Source organism: Methanolobus tindarius DSM 2278, assembly GCF_000504205.1.
Classification (GTDB): Archaea; Halobacteriota; Methanosarcinia; order Methanosarcinales; family Methanosarcinaceae; genus Methanolobus; species Methanolobus tindarius.
Genome location: NZ_AZAJ01000001.1, coordinates 738,082 through 763,054, shown reverse-complemented (window position 1 = coordinate 763,054; position 24,973 = coordinate 738,082). Strand labels below are relative to the sequence as shown.

The window sequence follows — 24,973 nt, the reverse complement described above, 5'->3', positions numbered from 1 at the left end:
TTCATATTCCCTGAAAGCTTATATTATCTTTGATAGGGTATTTCACATTATTCTGGTTTAGCGGGTTTACTAATATTTATAGCATTAATGCTCAATATATTAAGTGGGTTGATAAAATGACTGCTATATCTTTTGATTCTCAGTTATGCACTGATTGTGGAATATGTATAGTAACATGTCCACTTGGAATTATTCTGGAAGGAGATCAGGCTTCTCTAAACACTCCTTTTGTGCCGGATGAATTGAGTGTTGCCTGTGCAAAATGTGGAAGTTGCGAAGCTTACTGCCCAGAAGGAGCAATATCACCTCTTTTTAACAGATGTTATTCTGAAGTTTCATTGGAGGAGTACAGGGACATTGATCTGGAACAACTTGGTATTTATATGAGAAAACGCCGCTCAGTAAGGAATTATTCTGATGAACTTGTCAGCAAAGAAAAAATAGAACGTATACTGGACATTGTCAGATTTGCTCCCTCTGGTGTAAATATGCAACCTGTAAAGTGGTTAATTATTCATGATCCTGAAAAGGTCCGTAAAATAACTTCACTGACAATAGACTGGATGAAAGAAGTATTATCTTCAGATGAAGCTCATCCCATGAAAATGATGCTTCCTTCTCTAATATCTGCATATGAGAATGGTAAAGATCCCATATGTCGTGGTGCACCACACCTGGCTCTAGCTTATACACTTGATCTGGAATATATGGACTCTACTGACGCTGTAATATCTCTTTCATGGTTTGAACTGGCTGCTCCTGCATTTGGTCTTGGTGCCTGTTGGGCAGGTTTTCTAAAAATTGCAGCAACAAGTTATCAACCTCTTATTGATGAACTCGATCTTCCGGAAGATCACGTTGTCAGACATGCATTGATGTTTGGATATCCTAAATACGAAGTTCAAAGAATTCCAGGTCGAAATCCTGTGGATGTAATATGGAAATAATTTGAAGTTATTTTCTTTTATTTCCTTTCATTCTTTTTATTTCATGCTAATCTACCGTTCTCAGCAATGTTTAAGTATTAGATAAACTCTTAAGAAAAATAATACAAAATAATTTAAACAAGTTATTTAGTGGTTACAACAAATAAATTTGTTAAGCTATAACGTATTAATAGTAGTAATATTCAACCTTATGCATTATCGTTCAAAACCTGAACGCCAATTTTTATTTAGAATCGGCGTTCTCAAAGCTAATTTATCCACACAATAAATCATGACATATCCAGATAAACCCCGGGTTCTAGTTGTAGACGATGAACCGATGAATGTTGAGTTGCTTCAGGCTTACCTTTCTGAAGATTATGAAGTTCTTTCTGCCTATAATGGTCATGAGGCGCTTGAGATTATTTTTAACGATTTGCCGGATATTGTTCTTCTTGATGTCATGATGCCTGATATCAATGGTTATCAGGTCTGTGAAAGAATCAAGAATTCTGAGACCACACAATTCATTCCTGTAGTCCTTGTTACTGCTCTTTCTGGCAGAGAAGATCGTTTAAAGGGTATTGAATCAAAAGCTGATGATTTCCTGACAAAACCTGTTGACAGGCTTGAGCTAAAAATGAGGGTAAGGTCTCTTCTTCGCATTAAAAAGCTGCATGATAATGTAATTCAGGAACGTGATCAGGCACAGAATTATCTGGACGTTGCAGCTGTAATGATGCTTGCACTTGACTGTAGTCAGAATATAACTCTAATCAACAAAAGGGGCCTTGAAATTTTAGGCTGTGAAGAGTCAGAGGTTATTGGAAAGAATTTACTGGAACAGTTTATTCCTGTTTCAGCCAGATCTGAGATGGAAATCCATTTTTTAAACTCACTGAACACTTCAGGAATAGACAGTATTTATTATGAATGTCCAATAATAACTAAAAACAATGATGAGCGCATGGTCAACTGGTATTCCAAACCACTCATTGATGAAAGTGGTAAGGTTACTGGTGTTCTCTTTTCAGGCCAGGATATTACTATCAGGAAAAAAGCTGAAGAAAAGCTCAGGGAGCAGACACATGCAATGGAAGCCTCTATAGATGGTATGGCTATTATTGATGAAGAAGGAATTCATAGTTATGTCAATGCTTCTCATGCACATATTTTTGGATATGATAATCCAAGAGAACTAATTGGTAAAAAATGGGATATGCTCTACAACCCTTCTGAAGTAGGACTTTTCAAATCAACAATTTTGCCTGACTTCAGAAAGAAAGGCAAATGGCAGGGTGAGCTTATTGGCAGAAGAAAAGATGGCAGTACTTTTTATCAGGAAATATCCCTGACTGCTCTTGATAAAGGTCTGATATCGGTTGTAAGGGATATATCCAAAAGAAAAGAATTTGAGTCACAATTGAATGATTATGCAGCCCGGCTTAAAACCTCAAATGAACTTAAAGATCTGTTTACAGATATTCTTCGTCATGACCTATTAAATCCGGCAGGTGTTGTAAAAGGTTTTACAGACATGCTGCTGAATGAGGAAAACGATGAGAATAAAATACACAAACTTCAACTCATAGACAGTAATGTAACCCGCCTTATTGAAATGATAGAATCTGCTGCAAAATTTGCTAAACTTGAGGACACCGAAAAATTGGAATTCAAGTCTATGGATATTGGTTCTATTCTTAAAAACGTCTCTGAAGAACTCAAACCACAACTTGAAGCAAAGGATATCACACTTGATATGAAAGTTTCCGGTCATTATCCGGCAGTAATAAACCCTCTAATTGACGGTGTTTTTACCAATTTCATATCTAATGCAATCAAATATGGTCCTTCTGAAAGTGTTGTAACCGTTGATGTGCAGGACTTAGGGGACGAATGGAAAGTAGTTGTTTCTGACAAGGGTGAAGGTATTCCTGACAAGGATAAGGTTTTGATTTTTAATCGTTTCCAGCGCCTTGCCGAGAAGAAAAAAGCAGTAAAAGGATCGGGACTGGGTCTTGCAATTGCAAAAAGAATAGTCGAACTACACGGTGGTAGCATAGGAGTGGAAGATAATCCTGTCGGCAAAGGAAGTTCTTTCTGGGCAACCGTAAAAAAAGCATGAGGAATTATTTCCCAATATCCTCATACCAGATATCTGGTTTTTGGTGAATGAACTCTTCCATGATGTTTTTGCATTCATCAATATCAAGGTCAATAACCTCAACACCATGTTCTTTCATGAACTCTGCAGCACCATCAAATGTTTTTGATTCGCCTGCGATTACTGTTTTGATGCCGAATTGAACGATAGCTCCTGCACAGAGATAACATGGCATTAGTGTGGAATATATTGTGGTCCCCTGATATTTTCCAATCCTGCCTGCATTACGTATACAGTCAATTTCAGCATGAGCGAGAGGATCATCATGTTGAACTCTTCTATTATGACCTCTGCCAATTATTTTTCCATCTTTCATAAGGACAGAGCCAATAGGAATTCCTCCTTCTTCAAGTCCCTTTTTAGCTTCATCAATAGCTGCCTGCATAAATTCATCCATAATATTCCTCTTCAAGTTTTACAGGAATTAGTATTGTTGGTACTAATATATTAGTTAGATTCAGGGCTGAATAGAAGATAGTAATAATTAATAAGGGAAAAACGGAAATTTGGATGTATGCTCTCGCATACTTTTAAATTTAAAGTGACAACATAAGGTTTCCAAAGAAACAGCTGTCTTCATGGGCACTGATTGCTGCTGGTTTAAGAAGTGATATTCCTTTGTTCATTGTTTTTGATGCTGTAAGTATATCCATAAGTGACATTTTTCCAGATTCAAATCCGTCACCAATTGTTTTCATACCCTCTATGAATCCTTCTTCAATGATATCAACCGGATCAATGCCTGACCTGATTGTCTCCATTGCTACATTTGTTGCTTCAGCATCGTTGAAATTGATTACAGAATTTTTAGCCTTATTGATAAGCTCTCTCTTTGTAGAATCATTTTCATTCATGATTTTATCATTCCTCAGACATTATTCTTTGAAATTGAAAGGTTTGCTTTCTAAGCAGGTGTTCCTGCTCGGCCTTCTCTATATTTCATCTGTCATAAGAATCTTGTCTACCAGAATTATATATCTGCTCGGTAAATATATAGACTAAATATATGAATGAGGGTCAAAAAAAGTATAATATGTTCTGTTGTAATTGTACTAACTTATGCTAACCTGTGCTATCATTTTCTGACCTTGAAAAGACGATCATTTTTGCGAACAATATCTTCTACAGCAAGTCCTATCTCGTTTCCTCTTTCCACCGAATCAACGTTTTTGCCTTCCAGAACAATTGATGTCACTTCCTGTTCCAGATAAGTAGTACTACCTTCAATGACTATTGTTTCTCCATACTCCAGTCCCTGTTCAAGAAGTTTAACTGCAGCAGCAGACTGCTTAGGATAATAGTTTGTGACTATTCCAACAGCTTCGCGCTTAACAGGGGATGCATTCATGTCAAAATCAAATGCCAGGCCGTCTGGTCCTGGATATCCGAAATAGAATCCGGTTGAAAATCCTCTGTTGTATTCAAGTGCCATTTTCTCTTTGAGTGGGAGTACTTTGTCCCTGGTGAAATTACCTTCTTTAAACAGATCTATGGCTTTTCGATAAGATTCAGATACAGTTGCAGTATATCCGGGATTGCGTAATCTACCTTCAACCTTGAATGAGTCAATTCCTGCTTTTACAAGTTCGGGTATATACTCGATCATGCAAAGATCTTTTGCACTCATCAGGTATTTTCCTTCAATATCAACTATTGCTCCATTATCAGAATGAAGGGACCATTCCCACCTGCATGGCTGGCTGCATTCTCCGCAGTTTCCTGATTTTCCAAGAAGATATGCTGAAAGATAGCATCTGCCTGAGATTGCCTGACACATTGCGCCATGGACAAATGCTTCAAGTTCCATTTTTGTATCTTTTTTTAATTCAGCAATTTGTTCAAGGCTAAGTTCTCTTGCAAGAACCACTCGGCTGGCTCCGAGTGACCTGTAAAACTCTGCTGTTACCTGGTTTGAGACATTTGCCTGAGTTGATATGTGTATGCGAAGATCTTTTTCCGCTGCTTTTGTTATGGTGGCAGGATCCCATGCAATAACAGCATCTACTTCAGCAGAAGCTGCACATTCAAGCACTTCATCAAGCTCGGTGAGATTATCTGGATATATTACAGAGTTCACCGCCATATATCCTTTAAGCCCATGTGTATGTATTTCATCGATAAAAGACGCAAGTTTTTCAGTAGTAATCTCCTGTGCCCGGGATCTGAGACTCAGTTTGTCCAGGGAAAAGTAAACTGCATCTGCGTGTTGCTGGCATGCCTTGAGGGCTGCAAAGTTTCTAACACCCATTATAAGTTCGGGTATTTTGTATTCCTTAAGTTCCGTGGACATTGGTGTATGGATTCAAATTAAGACTTAAATCATTTGTGTTGAAAATCAAGTTAGATTGTTCAAAAGGCAATTTTTGTTCGAATCCGGGAAATTATATATACTATTATACACTATATTGCAGTATCAAGTAAGATTAGGAATGCCTAATTTTACGAGGGAATCTAAAATCATATTCCTCAATCATATTCTAAAAAACTAATGAGGTAAAAAATGGCTCCAATAATACCACTTGCTATGATGCCTGAAGGTAAAGATAGTAAGATTATTTCTATCAATGCAGGTAAATGTCTCATCAATCGCCTAAGATCAATGGGCTTTATTGAGAATACTCTGCTTAAAGTTAAAAAAGGTGTAAATGGTTCTCTTATTGTATCCGTTAACGGCTGTGATTATGCATTGGGCATGGGAATGGCCACAAAGATAATGGTGCAGGAATATTCTTCATAATATAATTTTTAAATTTTCAAAATTAAAAAAGAAATGAAGCTTTAAGGCTTCATTCATTTTTGTCTGTTTATTGTTTCCGATTATTCTTCTTTCCTTTTAATGAAGATGAAAGCAATTCCTATAATTGCTGCAATAGGTGCTGCAATAGTCGGGAACTCCGGAATTTCTTCGGTTTCAGGGAAATTGTAACCATATTCATAGATAGTCACATGACCATCATGCGCATTTGATGGTGCAGTTTCAGGAGCTGCGCAGAATAATCCGATTCTCTTTTGTTTCAGTTGCTGTTGTTCCTGCTCTACATTGACATTTTTGATGATAATAGAATGTGTTTCGTATTCAAGACCTGTGATCATGAGTGACCTGATCTTCTGCTGATTTATGTCCTGTGCAAGGTCCACGTCTGCCCAGGTATCTCCCTGCCAGACCATTTCTCCATCAATTAGGACTCTTGCAAAACCATCATTATTGTCACTTGCGAATGTAATACAGAAATTGCTAGATGGATTTTCGGTTACAATGCTCATGTAGCCATTTTCACTGATCACTGCAAGTCTGCCATCAGCATCTGTCCATGTACTTCCTACAATTGAGCTGCCGAAATATGATTCAAATCCACTGGTTATGGAATTATGGTTTCCATATGTCCATATGTCCAGAGTAGTTGTTCCTTCTGTAACAGTTATGGAAGGAGCAGCAGATACTGTTCCTGCCAGCATTATTGCAGCAATTAACATCAAAGCTATGTTTTTTAAATTGTTTTTCATATCATACCACCAAGATTTATGCAAATTATCTTTGATGTTCCATCTTTATTATTCCGATATATATAAACATTGTGAAAAAAACAATTAAGTTATGATGATGGTCATCATCATTTCTTTAATTTAGGAAAGTTATGATTAATTTCAGTTAAGAAAAAAGAAACAAAAAGGATTTAGAAATCCTTCTTATTGCCGCTTGGTCCACGCATGTATTTTCCAAGCTCTGAATCTATAAGTTCCAGTCCGTTAAAAACTGGTCCGTCTCTACAAACTCTTAAGCCTTTTTTATCAATGCAGCAAGCACCACAAACTCCAATTCCACATTTGAAATACCTGTGAAGGCTGAACTCTGTCTTATCAAGTGCATCTTCATTCTCAAGCATTCCAAAGATGCATTTCATCATCATTTCAGGGCCACATGTGTATATCCTGTCATAGGCAGAAATATCAGTTTCTCCAAGCACGTCTGTTACAAAACCGCACCTGTGTGCAGAACCGTCATCTGTTGTAATGTGAAGTTCACCACAAGATGATAATTTATCCACAAATAGCAGTTCCTCAGCATTTCTGGCTCCTAGTATAGTAGTTATGCACACGCCTTCTGAAGCTGCATAATTTGCCAGGGCTATAATTGGTACGGTACCAACTCCACCTGCAATGAGGAGAATCTTTTCATCTTTTCCCGGAAGTGTGAAACCATTTCCAAAAGGTCCTCTGATTCCAAGCGAATCTCCTTCATTTAAGCTAAAGAGTTTTTCTGTTGCGTCTCCTACTTTCTGCACAGTGATTGAGTCTTTACCTGACAATCCCATTGGTATTTCGTCAACTCCACGAATCCATACCATTACAAATTGCCCCGGAACAGCTTCATCAAAGGATTTGTCAAAAACAAAAGTCCTTGTGGATGGAGTTTCTTTGATAATTTTGGTAATTTTGACATTAGTTGGGTACATTATATCCTCTCATGTGCAAGTCCGATGACATCTGTTATGTCCTTGTATCCTTTTTCAGCAACAAAATTATCAATTCCTGTTGAAATCGAGCTGAAAACCTCAATTCCTTCATGAACTGCGGAACCAATCTGGACTGCAGTAGCTCCTGCCATCATCATTTCAATAGCGTCCTGCCAGGTGTAAATACCTCCAACACCTATTATAGGTATATCAAGGGCTGTATAAAGATCATAAACACATTTGACAGCAACAGGTTTCACAGCTTTCCCTGAAAGTCCTCCAAACCTGTTTCCAAGAATGGGATATCCACTTTCAATGTCAATTGCCATGCCTTTTACAGTATTGATAGCAACAACTGCGTCAGCTCCTCCTCTCTGGGCAGCGTCTCCAATTGATACTATATCTGTAACGTTAGGTGTTAGTTTTACCCATACAGGTATGTCAACTGCATCTTTTACGGCGGCTGTGATACTCTCAACTGCATCAGGATTGCTTCCCACTGATGCACCATATCCAAGTGCATGTGGACAGCTTACATTAAGCTCAAAAACATCAGGATTTGACTCCAGAAGTCCCTGGGCAACTTCGACAAACTCTTCCTCTGTTCCTCCAAATATACTTGCAATTACCGGAATACCGGATTCCTTCTTGGCAATTGAGAGTTCATTTTTAAAATCAGGATAAGATGGATTTGGCAAACCCATGGCATTTAAAAATCCATAACCCAGGTCTATCATACTTGGGTTCTTGTGTCCTTCCTTTGGTTCCGGGCCAATGGACTTTGTAACCACAGCACCGGCTCCTTCTTTTGCTACACGTGCAAGGGATGCGCCTGTGGTTCCCATAATCCCTGCAGCCAGTATGGTTGGATTTTCAAGTTCGATTCCGGTAACTTTAATCATATTGTCCCTGCACCTCTTCGGCTGTTCCTGCACTCAACTGGCAGACTGCTCTTTGTACAAGTTCCTTGCCGCCCATTTGTACCAGTTCTTTAGCGATCATTCTGGCATGTTCTTGGTATGTTTCAGCCTGAATCACTTCTTCAATGCGGACGTGTTCTGAACCGTCAAGTGCCAGTACTTCACAGCAAATGCTGATTTCATTTTCATTAATAAATTGGGCAAAGGAGCCTATTGGTGCAGTGCATCCGCCTTCGACATCAGTGATAACTATACGTTCAATTTCAGTTTCAATTCTTGTCTGCTGGTGATCAAGATTGGATGTTACTTCTTCTGCCTCGCTTCCGGCAGGTGTGACTACAGCTATAGTTCCCTGGTTTGCTGAAGGGCAAAAAAATTGTGTGTCAAGACGTTCAACATCCATCTCCCAGCCCATTCTCTGGAGACCTGCTTCAGCAAGAAGAATTCCATCATAAAGCCCGTCTTCAAGTTTTCTAATCCTTGTATTGATGTTTCCTCTAAGATCCTGCACATGAAGATCAGGTCTGTATCTTAGTACCTGGGCTCTTCTGCGCATGGATGATGTTCCAATCACAGCTCCTTCAGGAAGATCATCTATTCTTGAACCGTCGGTAGTAAGAAGTACATCACATGGTGAATCGCGTTTAAGAACTGCGGATGTAGCAAGCTCTTCTGGGCGAATTGTGGGCAGGTCTTTCATGGAGTGTACTGATATATCGATCTCTCCATCAATCATCCTGTCATCCAGTTCCCTGACAAATGCACCTACTCCTGCAACTTCATGAAGTGGCCTGTCTGTGAATGTGTCGCCTGATGTCTTTATTATTTTCCTGGTTGTGCTGACACCAAGTTCTGCAAGCATGCCTTCAATAGTTTCTGTCTGTGCAAGAGCCAGAGCACTTCCACGGGTTCCTATTATCATGTGAATTCACCGTTTATTTAAGGTTAGCTTCGTAAGCGGTGAGTGTCTTTTCAATATCATCTTCGCTGTGCGCAGTTGATATGAAGTTCGTCTCAAACTGTGATGGAGGAATGAAAACACCGCTGTCAAGCATCTTAAAGAAGAACTGTACATATCCTTCCTTGTCGCATTTGAGTACATCCTGATAGTTCAGTGGTTTATCTCCAAAGAAAATCTTGAACATTGATGAAATGCCAACTACATTGTAATCGAGATTAAGATCTGAAACGATTTCTGATAACCTGCTTCTCATCATGTCACCGGTTGCATTGAGCTTCTTATGTACTTCTTCCTTCTCAAGCACATCAAGTACTGCAAGTCCCGCTGCAACTGAAGCCGGGCTTCCACTGAAGGTTCCTGCCTGGTAGACACTTCCGGATGGTGCGATCATTTCGATGATCTCCTTCTTTCCTCCGAAAACACCAATTGGCATTCCACCGCCAACAATCTTACCCAGTGTTGTCATATCCGGTGTAACACCAAAATATTCCTGAGCTCCACCCATTGCAAGTCTGAATCCGGTGATGACTTCGTCAAATATGAGAACTACGTCATTCTCTTCTGTGACCTTGCGGACATCCTTAAGGTAATCTCCTTCAGGAAGAACCGGACCAATATTACCCATGACAGGTTCCATTATGACTGCTGCCATATCGTCCTGGTTCTTTTCAATCAACTGTGTGAGTGCTTCAATATCGTTAAAAGGTGTCTGTAATGTGTGTTTTGTAAAGTCTTCCGGGATTCCAAGTGAATCTGGTTTCCCAAGGGTTGTTGCACCGGAACCTGCTTTGACAAGTACTGCATCGTGTGCACCGTGGAAACCACCTTCTATCTTGATGAACTTGTTCTTACCTGTAAATCCTCTTGCTGCACGAAGCGCGCTCATGGTTGCTTCGGTTCCTGTTGAAACAAATCTGAGCATGTCAATGCTCGGGTAAAGTGCTGCAATTTTCTCGGCAAGGTTTACTTCAAGGTCTGTTGGAGTGCCGTAAAGCCATCCTTTTTCAAGCTGGTTAATTATTGCCTGCTTGATGGAGGGATTTGCATGTCCCAGAATATTTGGTCCGTATGCGAGACAGTAATCGATGTACTCGTTTCCATCGATATCTTTTATCTTTGAACCGTTTGCAGATTCAGTGTAAAATGGGTATGGTTTGATAGCTCTTACCGGACTACTGACTCCTCCTGGGAGGAGGGTTCTTGCTTTATTGTATAAATCTCTGGACTTATCTAATGACATAAAAACACCCTATAATCATTTTAACATCTGTGCCATTTCCTTGGCAAAATAGGTAATTATCATATCAGCACCTGCACGTTTGATGGACATCAGTGATTCATGCATCACCTGTTTCTCATCAAGCCATCCATTCTGTGCTGCTGCCTTAAGCATTGAGTATTCGCCGCTGACATTGTATGCTGCCGTTGGCATCTGGAATTCAGTCTTGAGGCGGTATATAATATCAAGATATGGAAGTGCCGGCTTGACCATTATTATATCTGCACCTTCTTCGATATCAAGTGCAGTTTCCATAAGTGCCTCGTCGGAGTTTGCCGGGTCCATCTGGTGTGTAGACCTGTCTCCGAAACAACATCCTGATCCCGCTGCATCCCTGAATGGGCCGTAGAATGCTGAAGAATATTTTGCAGCATAGGACATAATTGGTGTGTTGTGGAAATTGTTATTGTCAAGCTCACTGCGAATTGCAGATATCATGCCGTCCATCATTCCTGATGGTGCAACCATGTCCGCTCCGGCTTTTACGTGGCTGACTGCTGTCTTTCCAAGCAGTGGAAGAGTTGGGTCGTTCATGATTTCCTCAGTATCAAAATCAACCATTCCGCAGTGTCCGTGGCTGGTGTACTCGCAGAGGCAGACATCGGTAATCACAAGCATATCTTTCCCGAGTTCATTCTTGATCTCGCGTATTGCCTGCTGTACAACATCTTCATCTCCCCATGCACTGCTTCCTTTCTCATCCTTGTGTTCCGGTATACCGAAGAGAATCATGGCAGGTATCCCGAGATCAGCAGCTTCTTTTGCATCGTCTGCAACCATATCCACAGGCAGGTTGAACACGCCTGGCATGGATGATACTTCTTCCGGCTCGTTTATTGTTTCGTTGACAAAAACCGGATAAATCAGGTCATTAACTGACAAAGAAGTTTCACGTACCAGATCTTTTATTTTGCCGCTTCTCAGCCTTCTCATTCTGTGCTCGGGGAACATTTTAACAGCTCACTTCTTTCTTTAATGTTAGATCTATTAGCGATAAATACTCTGGCAACAGATTCCAGCAATTCGTCGTCACCGATCTCTGCTGCATACCTGATAACTTTGGTAGGCTCTGCCAGCATTTTATTGATGATGGAATGTGTCAGGTCTTCGATGATTTGTTTTTCAGTGTCACCAATTGTATGGTATGCACCAAGCTTTGTGATAGCTTTGTCTTTTTCATTAACCCGAAGCTTGTATGACTGTGCATACAACTCCGATACAAGGGTGTCTGCTCTCTGTCTCTTGTACTGCTTTATTAGAAGTTCAAATTCCTCATCAATTATTGCCTGGGCCTTTTTAGCCTCTTCCATTCTAAGTTCCAGATTCTTCTCATTTATTACTCTGAGGTTATCTATATTATAGAGAGTCACATGGGGGATATCGTCTATTGAAGGGTCAATATCTCTGGGATTCGCAATATCAATTAAAAGCAGTTCCTTTTCTCTGAAATTCATTGCTTTTTCTATCTGCTCGTACTTCAGGACGTAATGGGGTGCACCGGTTGCACTGATAACAACATCAGCTCTACTGAGGTTCTCATCGATCTGATCAAAGTGTACTGCGTGTCCTCCCATCTCATCAGCAAGGTCCTTTGCAGTTTCGTATGTACGGTTGGCAATATACATCAGCTCGATTTCCCTGTGGGAAAGTGCCCTTGTGACAAGTGTTCCCATTTCACCGGTTCCAATGACAAGTACCATTTTGTTCTGGAGGTCGCCAACTGTGTCTTCTGCAAGGTCAACTGATGCTGATGCAATTGAAAGTGCACCGCGGTTAATTTCAGTCTCGGTCCTTACACGTTTTCCTACCTGAATTGCTTTACTGAATGCAGTATCCAGCATTTTACCAGTTGTTCCAAGTTTCTTGGCAACAAGATACAGGTCTTTAATCTGGCCAAGGATCTGGTCTTCACCGATTATCATGGATTCAAGACCACATGCAAGCCTTAGCAGGTGCATGATAGATTCTTCATGTTCAAAAAAGTCTATAATATTAGAGGAAAGTCCCATTTTCTTGGCAAACTGGAACAGGACAGTACTGCCCTTTGGCGAAACAACATATATTTCCACGCGGTTGCAGGTTTTAAGTACGGCACACTCGCAAACCAGATCAAGGGAGTGCAGGTCCTTGAGCATTTTTTCTATGTCCCCTTCCCATGCTTCCTCGATCTCTTCCACGGTTGCTTTGGAATGAGTTATCACCATACTGGTTATTTCAGTCATGGTTACCTCGTGTTTTACAATAATTCAAATAGCGGTGTCTGTAGTACATGTTCATCTGACTTTCTCGCTTATTTTCTTCCTTACTATACCCTGTGCTGTATTAAACCCTTTTTCATATGATTCTTCAAGCCCTTTCCACACTTCTTCGCTCTCAAGTATGTCCCACAATATATCTTTCCTGTCTCTTTGGTCAGGTACTTCACTTTTAAGATACGTTCTCATTTCATCCTGTATCTTTATCATATCACCAAATTCAGGAGTAATGATTTTCTCTACCTGCCTGCGTGTAAATCTTGAAAAAGCGGGGCTTGAGCCTGCTGTGGAAATGCTTATGGTAAGCCCGCCACGTTTGATCACAGCAGGTACGGTAACGTCACCAATGGCATCAACTTCGTTTGTCAGTATCCCAAAGGATTTGGACAGCTTAACAATTCTTTCATTTATGCTTCTGTCATTGGTGGCAGGTATAACAAGAAATGCATCTCTGATAACATCATTGATCTCATCATCTGTGAGCTTTCTTGCATCTGCTTTGATTAGCTGGATGCTGTATTTGTCTTCAAGCTCATAAAAAATATCGTAAAAACTTCGGCTGACTACCGTAACTTTTGCATATTCTGAGAACAGGTTAGCTTTTCTTTCCCCGACAGATCCACTTCCGAATATTACGACTTTCTTGTCGCTCATATCTATCAGCAGTGGCAGGAAGTGGTTCTTGTCTTTCATATCTCCATCTCCGGAAATGATTGCCTTCTGCTTTTCCCGGTAAAATTAGTTAAAGATTGCGATTACAACCGAACTCCAGTTTTCTTGAATTCCCTGTCACTATAAAGAAGTTTGTAATCTTTGATGCCTGTTGCCTCTGAGATCCTTGCAGCAACTTCCTCGCAGTCTTCCTTTGTATATGAGTGGACCATTGCAAACAGGTTATAGTCCCATCCCGGAGCACGTGGCCTTTCATAGCAGTGTGTGACTTCGGAGAATCCTGCCATAATTGTACCAACTTCCTCTGTTCTCTCATCAGGTACATTCCAGACACACATTGCGTTTGCAACAATTCCAATATCCCTATGTCCTATGGATGCTCCGAACCTTCGGATAATATCTTTTTCCTGCATTTTTTTCAGTCGGTCTATTACTTCCTGCTCGCTGATGCCAAGTTTACTGGCAATATCTGCAAAGGGTGATTTTTTAAGTGGGATGCCGTTCTGTGTCATTTTTATTATTTTTTCATCAATGTCATCCAGATTTTCTGCCATAATTGTCACCCATCACTTTATGTTGAACCTGACTCCGATCTTGAACAGTTTTTTTGTCGGAAGGTCAACAAACTCCACTCCGGTTTTTTCATGGAGCTCTTCTAATATAGTGTCTATTCTTTCCCTGTTAGCTGCAGAAATTGTGAACCATATATTGAATTTCTCAGGCCTGTGGTAGTTGTGGGATACTTCGTGATACTCGTTGATGTATTCAGCAACTTCATCAACTTTCTCTTCAGGAACACTGGCAGCAACAAGTGTGCTGGTTCCTCCGACTCCTCTGCGGTTAATTATAGGTCCTATCTTCCTGACTGCACCTTCATCGTGCAGTCTGTCAAGCCTCTCAATTATTTCATTTTCACTGATGCCCAGCTCATCTCCCAGTTTTTTGTAGGGCTCTGTTTCAAGAGGAAATCCAAACTGGATAGTGTTGAGTATCTTTTTATCGGTATCATCAAGAAATATCATTAAAATCACTGTTTTTTAGGTACATATATGCAGTAGGGTTCTTCCTCCAGGTAGTCCCCAGTGGCAGCGTAAGCCCGGGCACGGCATCCTCCACATACTGTATTATATTCGCATATTCCGCATTTTCCCTTAAGTTTTGAAACATCACGCAGGTCGTTGAATACTTTTGAGTTCTCCCAGATATCCTTAAAACTCTGCTCTTTTATGTTTCCTGCAAGTGCGGGCAGGTATCCGCAGGGGAAAACATCTCCTGTGCTTGATACGAAGCAAAAACCTGTTCCTCCGAGACATCCTTTTGTCATTGCTTCGTAACCGTGGGTCTTGACACTTATCTCGATGCCTTCCTTTTCTGCGCGCTGGCGCATTATCCTGAAATAATGTGGTGCACATGTTGCTTTAAGCTGAATGCCTGCATCCTTCTGCCTGTCGTAGAACCAGTTTAGTATCCTTTCATATTCCACAGGCGGGATTTCATCATTTTCAAGTTCCTTGCCCCTGCCTGTTGGTACCAGCAGGAAAATGTGAAGTGCATCAGCACCAAGTTCCTTTGCCATTTCCAGTATTTCCGGAATTTCATCAATGGTGCGTTTTGTGATAGTTGGATTTATCTGGAAACCTATTCCTGCATCTTTCAAATTCTCTATTCCTGTTATTGCACCATCAAATGCCCCTGGCATGCAACGGAAGTCATCGTGGGTTTTAGAACTTGAACCATCAAGGCTGATGCTGACTCTCTGTATGCCGACACTTTTTATTTTATCTGCCATTTCAGGTGTGACAAGTGTGCCGTTTGTTGCCATTGCAACACGCAGGCCTTTTTCAGTGGCATACTTTGCAATCTCGAAAATGTCATCTCTTACAAGAGGCTCTCCGCCACTAAGTATGAGTATGGGGTTTCCCATTTCCTTAATTTCATCTATGAAATGGAGTGCTTCTTCAGTTGTAAGTTCACCTTCTGGTTTTTTCTCAGTGGATGATCCTCTGCAATGTTTGCATGAAAGGTTGCATCCTGCTGTTGTTTCCCAGGCGATAAGTCTTGGAGGTTTTGCCATAATTGATCATGAAGATTTTTTGTTCGTATGTTTACCTATATATAGGATGGAACTATACTACTGCACACCCATATTAATACTTGATTATCAGGGCAAATCAATAATGTATACATTGGTTCATTTGTGTCTGATTATTGATAGAAGGGTTTGTCTTAATGCTCATGACAAACAAATAGGCTGATATAGAGGTGATTCTTTATAGGCGCGTTAGATATTGCATTTGCAATTACCTGGATTACATTACTTGTATATGTTGTACACATTATAAGTTCCCGCAGAAAACTGGTGCGCCAATATAGCAGGATGGAAAAGTAATCCTGATTATATATCATTGTAGAGGTGCTTCCTATGGATAAAACACAAAAAACGATACTTGCAGTTGTTTTCATTGCTGTTGTTGGTTTTGTAGGTCTCTGGAATGTTGACCTTTCACAGGGATATTATATGGTCTCTGATCTTTCCCTTAACTCTGAGAAGTATGTAGGGCATGATGTCAACACAATGGGTATGATCAAAAATGGCACTCTTGATATATCTACGGATGGCACTTCTTTTGCACTTCAGGATTTGGAAGATTCCTCTTACGAGATTAATGTGGAATATACTGGTTCTCTTCCGGCCAACCTTGTTGAAGGACAAAGTGTTAGCATAAGTGGAAAAATGCTCTCTCCAACTATGGTTGAAGCAAGTCAGATAGTTATGAGCTGTCCTTCTAAATACTCAGAATAAGCAGGCGTGGTTATGATACAAATAGAAGATCTGGATGAATATCAATTAATCAAGATGGCCAAGGATGATATGGTCAATTCTATGGATGATAGTTCCCAGATGAAAAAGATGCTTCTGCACATATGCAGTTCCGGTGGAAAGAATATTCGTCCTGTTATGCTTATATTATGTACTGAGATGTGCGGGGGAAATTCTACGGAAGGTGTCAAGGCGGCACTTGCAATAGAATTCATTCATTCTGCGTCTCTTATTCATGATGACGTACTTGATGGAGGCCTTGTACGCCGTGGTGTTGAGTCGGCACATAAAAAATATGGAATTCCGGCAGCGATACTTTGTGGTGATTTCCTAATCTCCAAGGCAATCTCTCTTATTTCGGGTTATGGTAACGATGCAGTAAATGAATTTGGCAGGGCTGGAATGTATATGGCCGAGGGCGAAACCATTGATATTTCAAGCGTTGATGATGAATTCAGAGAGAAAAACTATTATGAGTGTATTAGCAAAAAGACTGGTTCTCTTTTTGCTGCAAGCGCTGCTATTGGTGCATATGTTGCAAATGCGGATTCTGACACTGCCAGACAGTTACGCTTATTTGGTGAAAATGTAGGTAATGCATACCAGATAGTTGATGATCTTCTTGAGTATCTTAATGAGCTTGAAGATAAGAGTTCTACTTACGAATCTGTTACGTTACCACTTATTTATAGAAGGACCATGGATCATGATGGAGCAGTGGAGAAAACTGTGAATCAGGTTCGTACTTGCGTAAAAAATGCAAAAGATATACTTGCTTCGTTCCCTCTGTCTGAGGCGAGGGATAAACTGGAGTTAATAACTGACCTTATTACGGTGGACATGCTTCCTGCAGATGTCCTTTAATTTTTATTCAATTATCAGGTGACTTCATGAGGGTTTATGATAAATCAGTAATTAAAGTAAATGCCAGCACTGAAAATGGACGAGTGGTTCTTGATACAGAAGGTCCTCTCGCTCCTGTTGCAAAACCTATTATAAAACGCATCAACAAGATCTTTCTTGAAGAAAAGCCCATATATTCCGATGAGGAAAACATAATTTTCTCGACATGGGCTCCACCAATGCCAGGTGATATTTTCAAGAGGATGATCAGTGCCCAGGTAGCTTCTATATTAAAGAAGAGAGTGCCGGATCAGTTTTCTATTGGTATTACCACGCATTGTCCTTATGACTGTATTCACTGTGGTGCAGCCGGTACTGTGGCAGATCCGATCCTGACTGCTGATGAAATCAACAGTGCTATTGACCAGTCACTTGATCTTGGATCCTATTATATTGCTTTTGATGGAGGGGAAACTCTCCTTAGGAAGGATCTTGAGCAAATGATTGCTAAGGTGGACAAGTCCCGTGCAATAGTTTCCTGTTTCACATCAGGTTTCAGTCTGGATGAAAAAAGAGCCGTTGATTTGAAAAAAGCAGGTCTGTTTTCTGCACATTTAAGTTTGGATAGTCCTGATGAAACTGAACATGATCGTGTAAGAGGTCGTGAAGGAGCTTTCCAGAATACTGTTAATGGTATCAGGCATTTTGTCGATGCAGGTGTGCTTGCAGATCTTTTTGTAGTCATTTCTCCACACAATATTGATGATCTCGATGGTTTCTACAATTTTGCAGCAGACATGGGCATGCAGGAAATGTCAATTTACGAGATTATAGCTGTAGGACGCTGGTTAGAACACGAGGATGAGGTAATAAGTTCCAAAGACGTTGACAGACTTGGAAAATTTCAGAAATCAATGAATAGTAAAGAGGATGGTCCAAGAGTTACTTCCTTCCCGAATTTTATGGGTCCTGATGAGTTCGGTTGTTTTGCCGGTAGAAGGTGGATGCATACAACCGCAGGTGGGGATGTTCTTCCATGTGCCTATACTCCTCTGTCATTTGGAAATATTCGCGAGGAAAGCCTTGCTGCTATATGGGAAAGAATGGGTAAACATGAAGCGTATAATTGTTCTGCGGACTACTGTATGATGCGCAACCCTGAATTCCGTAGCAAATATGTTCATACTATATCGGAAGGAACTCAGCTTCCGGTAAGGCTAGATAAATCTATGCATTGATTTAGTATAATTATCATTCATTATAATACTACAATTATCGCAATCAATAGGACTAATTTATAGTATTATGTCTCTAATAAAATCTTCCAATATCATGATAAATCATGAATATTGGTAGTTCGCTGGTGTCTGGAAAACCGAATACTTTATATGTGAGCTAGCAATAGGAGATGTTGATTTATTCGGGATAATAAGCAATTCATCACATGAGGATTAGCATGGCCAAAGAAAAAATCTTGTCGGAAATCAAAGAAGCAGAAGACAATGCACGCAAAATGGTTGACGACGGTAGCAAACGAAAAAACGACCGTATCGCCAGTGCACGTGCCGAGGCCAGGGAAATCATTAAACAGGCCGAAGTCGATGCACAGAAATCTGCACAAAGTGCAATGAAATCTGCAGAAGAGTCTATCACTTCAGATAAATCAAAGATCGTCGAGGATGGGGAAAGCGAGGCTAAAACTATCGCAAGCTCTGCTTCTTCTAAAGTCGATGAAGCTGTCACTTTAATTGTAAACGAATTCGAGAGGGCAATACATGCTTGATGTAAAGCAGATGAATCGTGCCGTAATTGTTGGCCATAAAAGTATTTTTGAAGAAACGGTCGATGCTCTGCACAAAGCTAATCTGCTCCAGATCGAAGATTTCAATGAAGATGGTTCCGGTCTACGTATTGGTAGGCCATTTGAAAAAATAGATGAAGTGTCAAAGAAACTTATCAAGATAAGATCCATAGCCAGTTTACTTGGCGTAAAGGATGTTGAATCTAAAAGTAAAGGTTCCGAGAGTTCTGTTCTTTCTAACCTTGATGCAACTCTTGATAAACTCGATGCTGAACTTGACGTTAAAACTGAGCAAAAAAGCAAGCTTGAAGCAGAACTTAAAGAGCTTGATTCTTTAAAGAAGGAATTACTTCCTTTTGCTAACATTTCTCTTGACCTTGACCTTTACCGTGGATACGAGCACCTTGCTGTATTTGCAGGTAATGTAAAGGAAGATGTTGGAAGTTCAGTTTCCAAAGTCACCTCTGCATATGAGATGTTCTTTGATGCAAAAGAAGGCACTGTCGTGGTGTTTGTCTCAAAAGACAAAGCTACTGAGGTGGCCGATGCTCTTGCCGATTCAGGCTTTAGGGAACTTAGAGTCCCAGCTGCAAGCGGAGTACCTTCTGAGTCTCTTAAAGGTATCATCTCAAAGGAATCTGGATTAGCGAAACAGATTGAGTCTATTGATGCAGAAATCGAGTCACTTAAAGATAAGTACGCTGATTTCATCCTTGCAAGTAATGAAGTTCTGTCAGTGGAAGCTCAGAAGTCAGAAGCACCTCTGAGAGTTGCTACTTCAGACAGTACATTCATGATTGACGGGTGGGTTCCAGCAGAGGATTTCTCAGATCTGGAACGCATTGTGAAAGAAGCTACAAATGGAAGGGCTTTCGTTTCCAAACAGGAAATGACAAAAGCAGATGAAAAGATTGTACCAATCGAGTACAACAATTCAAAGATCACTTCTCCTTTCCAGGAAATCATGGATCTTTATGCAAGACCAGTCTATAAAGAAATAGATCCTACTTTCTTGATATTCATTTCTTTCCCGCTCTTTTACGGAATGATTCTTGGTGACATTGGATATGCCCTTATATTGCTTGCAATGGCACTTGGAATTAAGAAGGTAATGTCTTCAGACGCTATCAAGCCACTCATGAACATTCTGATATACTGTCAGATATCGACTTTGATATTTGGTGTGTTATATGGTGAGTTTTTGGGATTTTCGCTTGCAAGTCTTCACACTGAGCATGAAACAGTATCAGGTTTGATTCCTGGTTTTGAAACAATCAATCTCTTTGCATCTCCAGTCGGGGATGAAATGATCACTTTCCCTGTTCACAGGACCCATCTTGTGATGACCATGATCATTGCAACCGCTCTTATCGGTTTCATTCATATCAATATTGGTTATCTCCTTGGTTTCATCAATGAAAACAAGAAACATGGGATGTCAGCAGCTATTTTTGAGAAAGGAAGCTGGTTCGTTATTGAAATCGGTTTGATTATCGCAATAATTGGATATGCAGCAGCACTTCCATCCGTTGCAACAATCGCCGGTGTAGTTGTCTTCTTAATAGGATTTGTAATGCTTCTCAAGGGAGAAGGTATCAAAGGACCTATCGAGTTGCCTTCACTACTCAGTAACTCACTGTCTTACACTCGTATCATAGCTGTAGGTTTGTCATCTATCTACATTGCTTCAACTGTTAACCTGATTGCTTTTGAAATGATCTGGGAACCAGGAACGCCAGTAGGTGTGGCAACAATAGGTGCAATTATAGTGTTCTTGTTTGGACACTCATTAAATACTGTCCTGAGTATTATCGCCCCCGGTTTACACGCACTCAGGTTGCAGTATGTAGAATTCTTCGGAAAATTCTACGAAGGTGGGGGACGCAAATACGATCCATTCGGATATATTAGAAAATACACGGAGGAATAAGAAAATGGTAACAGAAGCAGTAACAACAATGGACGCATCAGGATTGAAAGCAATTGGAGCAGGACTCGCAGTAGGTCTTACAGGTATTGCATCCGCTCTTGCAGAGAAAGACATCGGTAGTGCAGCAATTGGTGCAATGGCTGAGAACGAGAGTCTTTTCGGTAAAGGTTTGATTCTGACTGTTATTCCAGAAACAATTGTAATCTTTGGTCTGGTAGTTGCACTGTTGATCAGATAATTTAAGAGCGCATTTCTCGCTCTTAAATTTTACAAAGGTGTTGAGCATGGGACTAGAAACTGTTGTTAAAGATATCATGGATGCTGCTCAGGCAGAAGTTTCCAAATTGGATTCTGAAGCAGATGCAGAAGTAGCTCTGATTCTTGATGAAGCAAAACAGAATGCTAAAAGGATTATGGGTGAGCGTCTTGCAAAGGCAGAAGATGATATTAAAAAAATAAGGCAGCAAGAAATATCCAGTGCAAATCTTGAAGTGAAGCGCACACTGCTCAATGCACGCAAGGAAATACTCGAAAAAGTATATGTCCAGGCTGTAGAAACCATATCTGAGTTTTCTTCAGAGAAAAATGAAGAACTCCTTAAAGCTCTCATTAGTGAAAATGAGGCAAACGGCAAAAAGATTTATTCCAATGCCGAATCTGAGGAGATCGTAAAAAAGATATCTTCCCTCGAATACGCTGGTAATATTGATTGCCTTGGTGGCGTTGTTATCGAGAATGAAGATGGTACTATCAGATTGGATTATACCTACGATGTCATCCTTAAAAGCGTGAATGAGCGGTTGTTGAAACAGACATCTGATATCTTATTCGGGTGATTTCTAAATGCAGCTGTTGCAGAAATTTAAGCGTGGTAATTCCAAAAAATCCCAGTCAAAGGGTCATGCAAATTATGCATATACCACAGCACGCGTACGTGCAATGAAAAGTAAGCTTCTGCCAAAGGAGTCCTATCCTAGGCTCATGAATATGAGCATTGATGAAATTACCAGATTTATTGAGGAATCTGAGTATAAAGAGGATGTAGACGAACTGGCAAGGCAGTATGAAGGTGTAGACCTTATTGAGCATGCCCTTAACAGGAATCTCGCAGAGACCTTTACAAAATTACTTAGCATTTCAGATGGTGATGTGAACTTCCTTATCGGCGAAAAACTCAAGAAGTTTGATATCTGGAATATTAAAACGATTCTGCGTGGTAAATATTGTAATGCATCTACAGAAGAGATCCTTGATGCGATTGTTGCAGCAGGAAGGATGAGTTATACTTTCCTTTCGGACCTTGCAGCAAAAGAGACTTACGAGGAAGTCATTTCTGAGCTTGCAAATACGGAATATTACCCAATTTTAAAGAATTATGATGGTACGAATCTTTCCGAGATTGAGAATCAGCTTGATAAGATGTACTATATCGGTTTGTTTGAAGCAATAAGTGGTTCAAAATCCAAAGATCGCAAGCTGTTCGAGGAATTTACTCGAATGGGCATTGATCTGAAAAATCTTATTACTCTCTTCCGTTTGAAGAAATCAGGAATTACTGATCCTGAAGTAATGAATTTAATGATTGATGGTGGATTAAAGTGCAAACTTAAAGAAACTGAAAGACTGATGCCTTTATCCTTTGCAGACTTTGTATCTGAGTTAGAGAACAATCCTTACTGGGATGTTATCTCAGATGTTGTAAAACCGGATATGGATTCATTAATTGATGTCGAAACCCGATTGAAACAACACAGGCTTAAATCTGCAGCAAGCTTTTCACATGTTTATCCGATCTCAATTGTACCAATCATGGATTACATGCTAAGTAAACAGAATGAGATAAGCAACTTGCGGATAATCATTCGTGGTAAAGCTGCCAACCTCGAAGATGATGTTATCAAAGAACAGTTGGTGATCTGATGGAATTAGCTGTGGTCGGAAATGGCGAGTTTGTAACAGGTTTCAGGCTTGCTGGTATCAAAAAGATATTTGAAGTTAATAATGGCGAACTTGAGCCTACTGTAGAGAAAATACTTGAGGATCGAGAAGTCGGCATTCTGGTAATGCACGGTGATGATCTGAATGGACTACCGGAGATGTTGAGAAACACTATCAGCGAATCTGTTGAGCCAACTGTTGTGACTCTCGGTGGTAGTGGTGAAAGTTCGAACTTAAGGGAAAAAATAAAGCAATCGGTAGGTGTAGATCTGTGGAAATGAAAGGTGAAATTTATCGTGTGGCCGGACCTGTCGTTACGATTATGGGTATCAAGCCAAAGATGTACGATGTGGTACACGTTGGTCACGAAGGTCTTATGGGCGAAGTTATCAGAATTGAAGGTGACAAAGCCACAGTTCAGGTATATGAGGATACATCTGGTATCAAACCAGGTGAACCTGTAGTGAACACTGGAATGTCTCTGTCTGTAGAGCTCGGACCTGGTTTATTAGAAAGTATTTATGATGGTATTCAGAGACCTCTGAAAGTTCTCCAGGAAAAGATGGGAGACTTCATTAGCAGAGGTGTAACTGCAAACGGTCTTGACCGTGAAAGAGTATGGGAGTTCAAGCCAACTGCATCAAGTGGTGACTCCGTAACTGGTGGTCAGACAATTGGTATTGTACAGGAAACAGAGAATGTTGAGCACAAGATTATGGTGCCACCAACAATTTCCGGTACAATTGAAGAAATCAAATCAGGAAAATTCAAGGTAGATGAAACAATTTGTGTGCTCACAGATGGTACCGAGATTTCCATGATGCAGAAGTGGCCTGTAAGAATGCCACGTCCAGTAGAGAAGAAGTTCATTCCAAAAAGACCTCTTATTACAGGCCAGAGAATCCTTGACGGTCTCTTCCCTGTTGCAAAGGGCGGTACAGCAGCTATCCCTGGTCCATTCGGTTCAGGAAAGACTGTTACTCAGCAGCAGCTTGCAAAGTGGAGTGACACTGACATTGTAGTATACATTGGATGTGGAGAACGTGGAAACGAGATGGCTGATGTACTGAACGAGTTCCCAGAACTTCAGGATCCAAAGACCGGTCGTCCACTCATGGAACGTACAGTTCTTATCGCAAACACATCAAACATGCCAGTAGCTGCTCGTGAAGCATCTGTTTACACAGGTATCACAATTGCAGAATACTACCGTGACATGGGATATGATGTATCACTTATGGCTGACTCTTCATCCAGATGGGCAGAAGCAATGAGGGAAATTTCCTCAAGGCTTGAAGAAATGCCTGGTGAAGAAGGTTATCCAGCATACCTTTCTGCAAGGCTCTCAGAGTTCTATGAGCGTGCAGGTGCAGTAAAGTCACTTGCAGCAGAAGAAGGTTCAATTACAGTTATTGGTGCAGTATCACCACCTGGTGGTGACTTCTCAGAGCCAGTTACACAGAACACCCTTCGTATCGTGAAAGTGTTCTGGGCACTGGATGCAAAACTTGCACAGAGGAGACACTTCCCATCCATTGACTGGCTTACAAGTTACAGTTTATACACTCAGGGTCTTTCTGACTGGTTCTCAGAGAATGTTGCACCTGATTGGGTACCTCTCAGGGACAATGCAATGGATCTTCTCCAGCAGGAATCCGAACTTCAGGAAATTGTACAGCTTGTTGGTTCCGATGCACTTCCGGAAGACCAGCAATTGGTTCTTGAAATCTGCCGTATGCTCAGGGAATACTTCCTTCAGCAGAACGCGTTCCACCCTGTTGACACATACTGTCCATTTGACAAGCAGTACAAATTACTCAAAGCAATCTCCAAGTACAGTGATATGGCACAGGCATCATTGGAAGCAGGCATACCAATGAAGGATATCCTATCCGTAGAGTCCAAGGATGAACTTGCAAAGGTGAAGTTTGAAGAGGACTTTGATAGTGCATTGAATGTTGTCATGGAAAAGATGGACAAGGAATTTGCAGCACTTGGAGGCAACTAAG

The 24,973-nt window shown here is 40.6% G+C and carries 28 protein-coding genes; 14 read left to right on the top strand and 14 right to left on the bottom strand.

Translation table 11 applies throughout. The features are described 5' to 3' along the window. Window positions 1-116: 116 nt before the first annotated feature. A complete protein-coding gene (locus tag METTI_RS03570; RefSeq protein WP_023844453.1) occupies window positions 117-947 on the top strand; it encodes a nitroreductase family protein in 831 nt (276 codons plus the stop codon). A 271-nt stretch (window positions 948-1,218) separates the two neighbouring features. Next, a complete protein-coding gene (locus METTI_RS15495) occupies window positions 1,219-3,051 on the top strand; it encodes a PAS domain S-box protein (RefSeq protein ID WP_023844452.1) in 1,833 nt (610 codons plus the stop codon). Window positions 3,052-3,055: 4 nt separating this feature from the next. On the opposite strand, the gene METTI_RS03560 is transcribed toward METTI_RS15495, so the two are convergent. The 3 genes from METTI_RS03560 to METTI_RS03550 form a co-directional block, all read right to left on the bottom strand. After that, a complete protein-coding gene (locus METTI_RS03560; protein WP_023844451.1) occupies window positions 3,056-3,487 on the bottom strand; it encodes a nucleoside deaminase in 432 nt (143 codons plus the stop codon). A gap of 139 nt (window positions 3,488-3,626) precedes the next feature. Further along, on the bottom strand, window positions 3,627-3,944 hold the full coding sequence (locus METTI_RS03555) for a cobalamin B12-binding domain-containing protein (protein ID WP_023844450.1): 318 nt from the start codon (window positions 3,942-3,944) through the stop codon (window positions 3,627-3,629). A 221-nt stretch (window positions 3,945-4,165) separates the two neighbouring features. Continuing rightward, window positions 4,166-5,380: a peptidase U32 family protein gene (locus METTI_RS03550; protein ID WP_023844449.1), complete on the bottom strand. Its 1,215-nt coding sequence runs from the start codon at window positions 5,378-5,380 to the stop codon at window positions 4,166-4,168. 210 nt (window positions 5,381-5,590) lie between these two features. On the opposite strand from METTI_RS03550, the gene METTI_RS03545 reads away from it, so the two are divergent. Next, the gene (locus METTI_RS03545; RefSeq protein ID WP_023844448.1) at window positions 5,591-5,827 is read left to right on the top strand and encodes a FeoA family protein; all 237 of its coding nucleotides are present in this window, start codon (window positions 5,591-5,593) and stop codon (window positions 5,825-5,827) included. Between the two features lie 80 nt (window positions 5,828-5,907). Here the strand turns inward: METTI_RS03545 and METTI_RS03540 are convergent, their stop codons facing one another. The 11 genes from METTI_RS03540 to ahbD form a co-directional block, all read right to left on the bottom strand. Continuing rightward, on the bottom strand, window positions 5,908-6,594 hold the full coding sequence (locus METTI_RS03540; RefSeq protein ID WP_023844447.1) for a PEF-CTERM sorting domain-containing protein: 687 nt from the start codon (window positions 6,592-6,594) through the stop codon (window positions 5,908-5,910). 170 nt (window positions 6,595-6,764) lie between these two features. Next, window positions 6,765-7,544, bottom strand: a complete 780-nt coding sequence (locus METTI_RS03535) for a dihydroorotate dehydrogenase electron transfer subunit (RefSeq protein ID WP_023844446.1) — start codon at window positions 7,542-7,544, stop codon at window positions 6,765-6,767. Continuing rightward, window positions 7,544-8,446, bottom strand: a complete 903-nt coding sequence (locus METTI_RS03530; protein WP_023844445.1) for a dihydroorotate dehydrogenase — start codon at window positions 8,444-8,446, stop codon at window positions 7,544-7,546. The genes METTI_RS03535 and METTI_RS03530 overlap by 1 nt, the downstream gene beginning before the upstream one ends. Further along, on the bottom strand, window positions 8,439-9,386 hold the full coding sequence (hemC, locus tag METTI_RS03525) for a hydroxymethylbilane synthase (protein ID WP_023844444.1): 948 nt from the start codon (window positions 9,384-9,386) through the stop codon (window positions 8,439-8,441). Before hemC ends, METTI_RS03530 begins: the two co-directional genes overlap by 8 nt. A gap of 13 nt (window positions 9,387-9,399) precedes the next feature. Beyond that, window positions 9,400-10,665, bottom strand: a complete 1,266-nt coding sequence (gene hemL / locus METTI_RS03520; RefSeq protein WP_023844443.1) for a glutamate-1-semialdehyde 2,1-aminomutase — start codon at window positions 10,663-10,665, stop codon at window positions 9,400-9,402. Between the two features lie 15 nt (window positions 10,666-10,680). Then, window positions 10,681-11,655: a porphobilinogen synthase gene (gene hemB / locus METTI_RS03515; protein ID WP_023844442.1), complete on the bottom strand. Its 975-nt coding sequence runs from the start codon at window positions 11,653-11,655 to the stop codon at window positions 10,681-10,683. Further along, a complete protein-coding gene (gene hemA, locus METTI_RS03510; protein WP_023844441.1) occupies window positions 11,634-12,926 on the bottom strand; it encodes a glutamyl-tRNA reductase in 1,293 nt (430 codons plus the stop codon). Before hemA ends, hemB begins: the two co-directional genes overlap by 22 nt. A gap of 51 nt (window positions 12,927-12,977) precedes the next feature. Then, on the bottom strand, window positions 12,978-13,652 hold the full coding sequence (locus METTI_RS03505) for a precorrin-2 dehydrogenase/sirohydrochlorin ferrochelatase family protein (protein ID WP_023844440.1): 675 nt from the start codon (window positions 13,650-13,652) through the stop codon (window positions 12,978-12,980). 62 nt (window positions 13,653-13,714) lie between these two features. Continuing rightward, window positions 13,715-14,185 (bottom strand): siroheme decarboxylase subunit beta, encoded by a 471-nt coding sequence (ahbB, locus tag METTI_RS03500; protein ID WP_023844439.1) that lies wholly within the window; start codon window positions 14,183-14,185, stop codon window positions 13,715-13,717. A 12-nt stretch (window positions 14,186-14,197) separates the two neighbouring features. Continuing rightward, window positions 14,198-14,653 carry a siroheme decarboxylase subunit alpha gene (ahbA, locus tag METTI_RS03495; protein ID WP_023844438.1) on the bottom strand — a complete coding sequence of 152 codons (456 nt, stop codon included), beginning with the start codon at window positions 14,651-14,653 and terminating at the stop codon, window positions 14,198-14,200. Between the two features lie 5 nt (window positions 14,654-14,658). Next, on the bottom strand, window positions 14,659-15,705 hold the full coding sequence (gene ahbD, locus METTI_RS03490; RefSeq protein WP_023844437.1) for a heme b synthase: 1,047 nt from the start codon (window positions 15,703-15,705) through the stop codon (window positions 14,659-14,661). A gap of 198 nt (window positions 15,706-15,903) precedes the next feature. Between ahbD and METTI_RS16275 the strand changes: the two genes are divergently transcribed. The 11 genes from METTI_RS16275 (at window position 15,904) to METTI_RS03440 (ending at window position 24,972) form a co-directional block, all read left to right on the top strand. Continuing rightward, window positions 15,904-16,020, top strand: coding sequence for a CcmD family protein (locus tag METTI_RS16275; RefSeq protein WP_084324039.1), 117 nt, complete (start codon window positions 15,904-15,906; stop codon window positions 16,018-16,020). A gap of 33 nt (window positions 16,021-16,053) precedes the next feature. After that, window positions 16,054-16,434, top strand: a complete 381-nt coding sequence (locus METTI_RS03485) for a cytochrome c maturation protein CcmE domain-containing protein (protein WP_023844436.1) — start codon at window positions 16,054-16,056, stop codon at window positions 16,432-16,434. 12 nt (window positions 16,435-16,446) lie between these two features. Next, window positions 16,447-17,316, top strand: a complete 870-nt coding sequence (locus tag METTI_RS03480) for a polyprenyl synthetase family protein (protein WP_023844435.1) — start codon at window positions 16,447-16,449, stop codon at window positions 17,314-17,316. A 26-nt stretch (window positions 17,317-17,342) separates the two neighbouring features. Next, window positions 17,343-18,533, top strand: coding sequence for a radical SAM protein (locus METTI_RS03475; RefSeq protein ID WP_023844434.1), 1,191 nt, complete (start codon window positions 17,343-17,345; stop codon window positions 18,531-18,533). A 236-nt stretch (window positions 18,534-18,769) separates the two neighbouring features. Then, a complete protein-coding gene (ahaH, locus tag METTI_RS03470) occupies window positions 18,770-19,078 on the top strand; it encodes an ATP synthase archaeal subunit H (RefSeq protein WP_394296223.1) in 309 nt (102 codons plus the stop codon). Further along, the gene (locus METTI_RS03465; protein ID WP_023844432.1) at window positions 19,071-21,026 is read left to right on the top strand and encodes a V-type ATP synthase subunit I; all 1,956 of its coding nucleotides are present in this window, start codon (window positions 19,071-19,073) and stop codon (window positions 21,024-21,026) included. Before ahaH ends, METTI_RS03465 begins: the two co-directional genes overlap by 8 nt. A 4-nt stretch (window positions 21,027-21,030) precedes the next feature. After that, window positions 21,031-21,264, top strand: a complete 234-nt coding sequence (locus tag METTI_RS03460) for a F0F1-type ATP synthase subunit c/vacuolar-type H+-ATPase subunit K (protein WP_023844431.1) — start codon at window positions 21,031-21,033, stop codon at window positions 21,262-21,264. Window positions 21,265-21,310: 46 nt separating this feature from the next. After that, window positions 21,311-21,862, top strand: a complete 552-nt coding sequence (locus tag METTI_RS03455) for a V-type ATP synthase subunit E (protein WP_023844430.1) — start codon at window positions 21,311-21,313, stop codon at window positions 21,860-21,862. A gap of 7 nt (window positions 21,863-21,869) precedes the next feature. Then, a complete protein-coding gene (locus METTI_RS03450) occupies window positions 21,870-22,946 on the top strand; it encodes a V-type ATP synthase subunit C (protein ID WP_023844429.1) in 1,077 nt (358 codons plus the stop codon). After that, window positions 22,946-23,245 (top strand): V-type ATP synthase subunit F, encoded by a 300-nt coding sequence (locus METTI_RS03445; RefSeq protein ID WP_023844428.1) that lies wholly within the window; start codon window positions 22,946-22,948, stop codon window positions 23,243-23,245. Before METTI_RS03450 ends, METTI_RS03445 begins: the two co-directional genes overlap by 1 nt. Beyond that, complete coding sequence (locus METTI_RS03440; RefSeq protein WP_048135113.1) at window positions 23,236-24,972, top strand: ATP synthase subunit A; 1,737 nt, start codon at window positions 23,236-23,238, stop codon at window positions 24,970-24,972. The genes METTI_RS03445 and METTI_RS03440 overlap by 10 nt, the downstream gene beginning before the upstream one ends. Window position 24,973 lies beyond the last annotated feature (1 nt).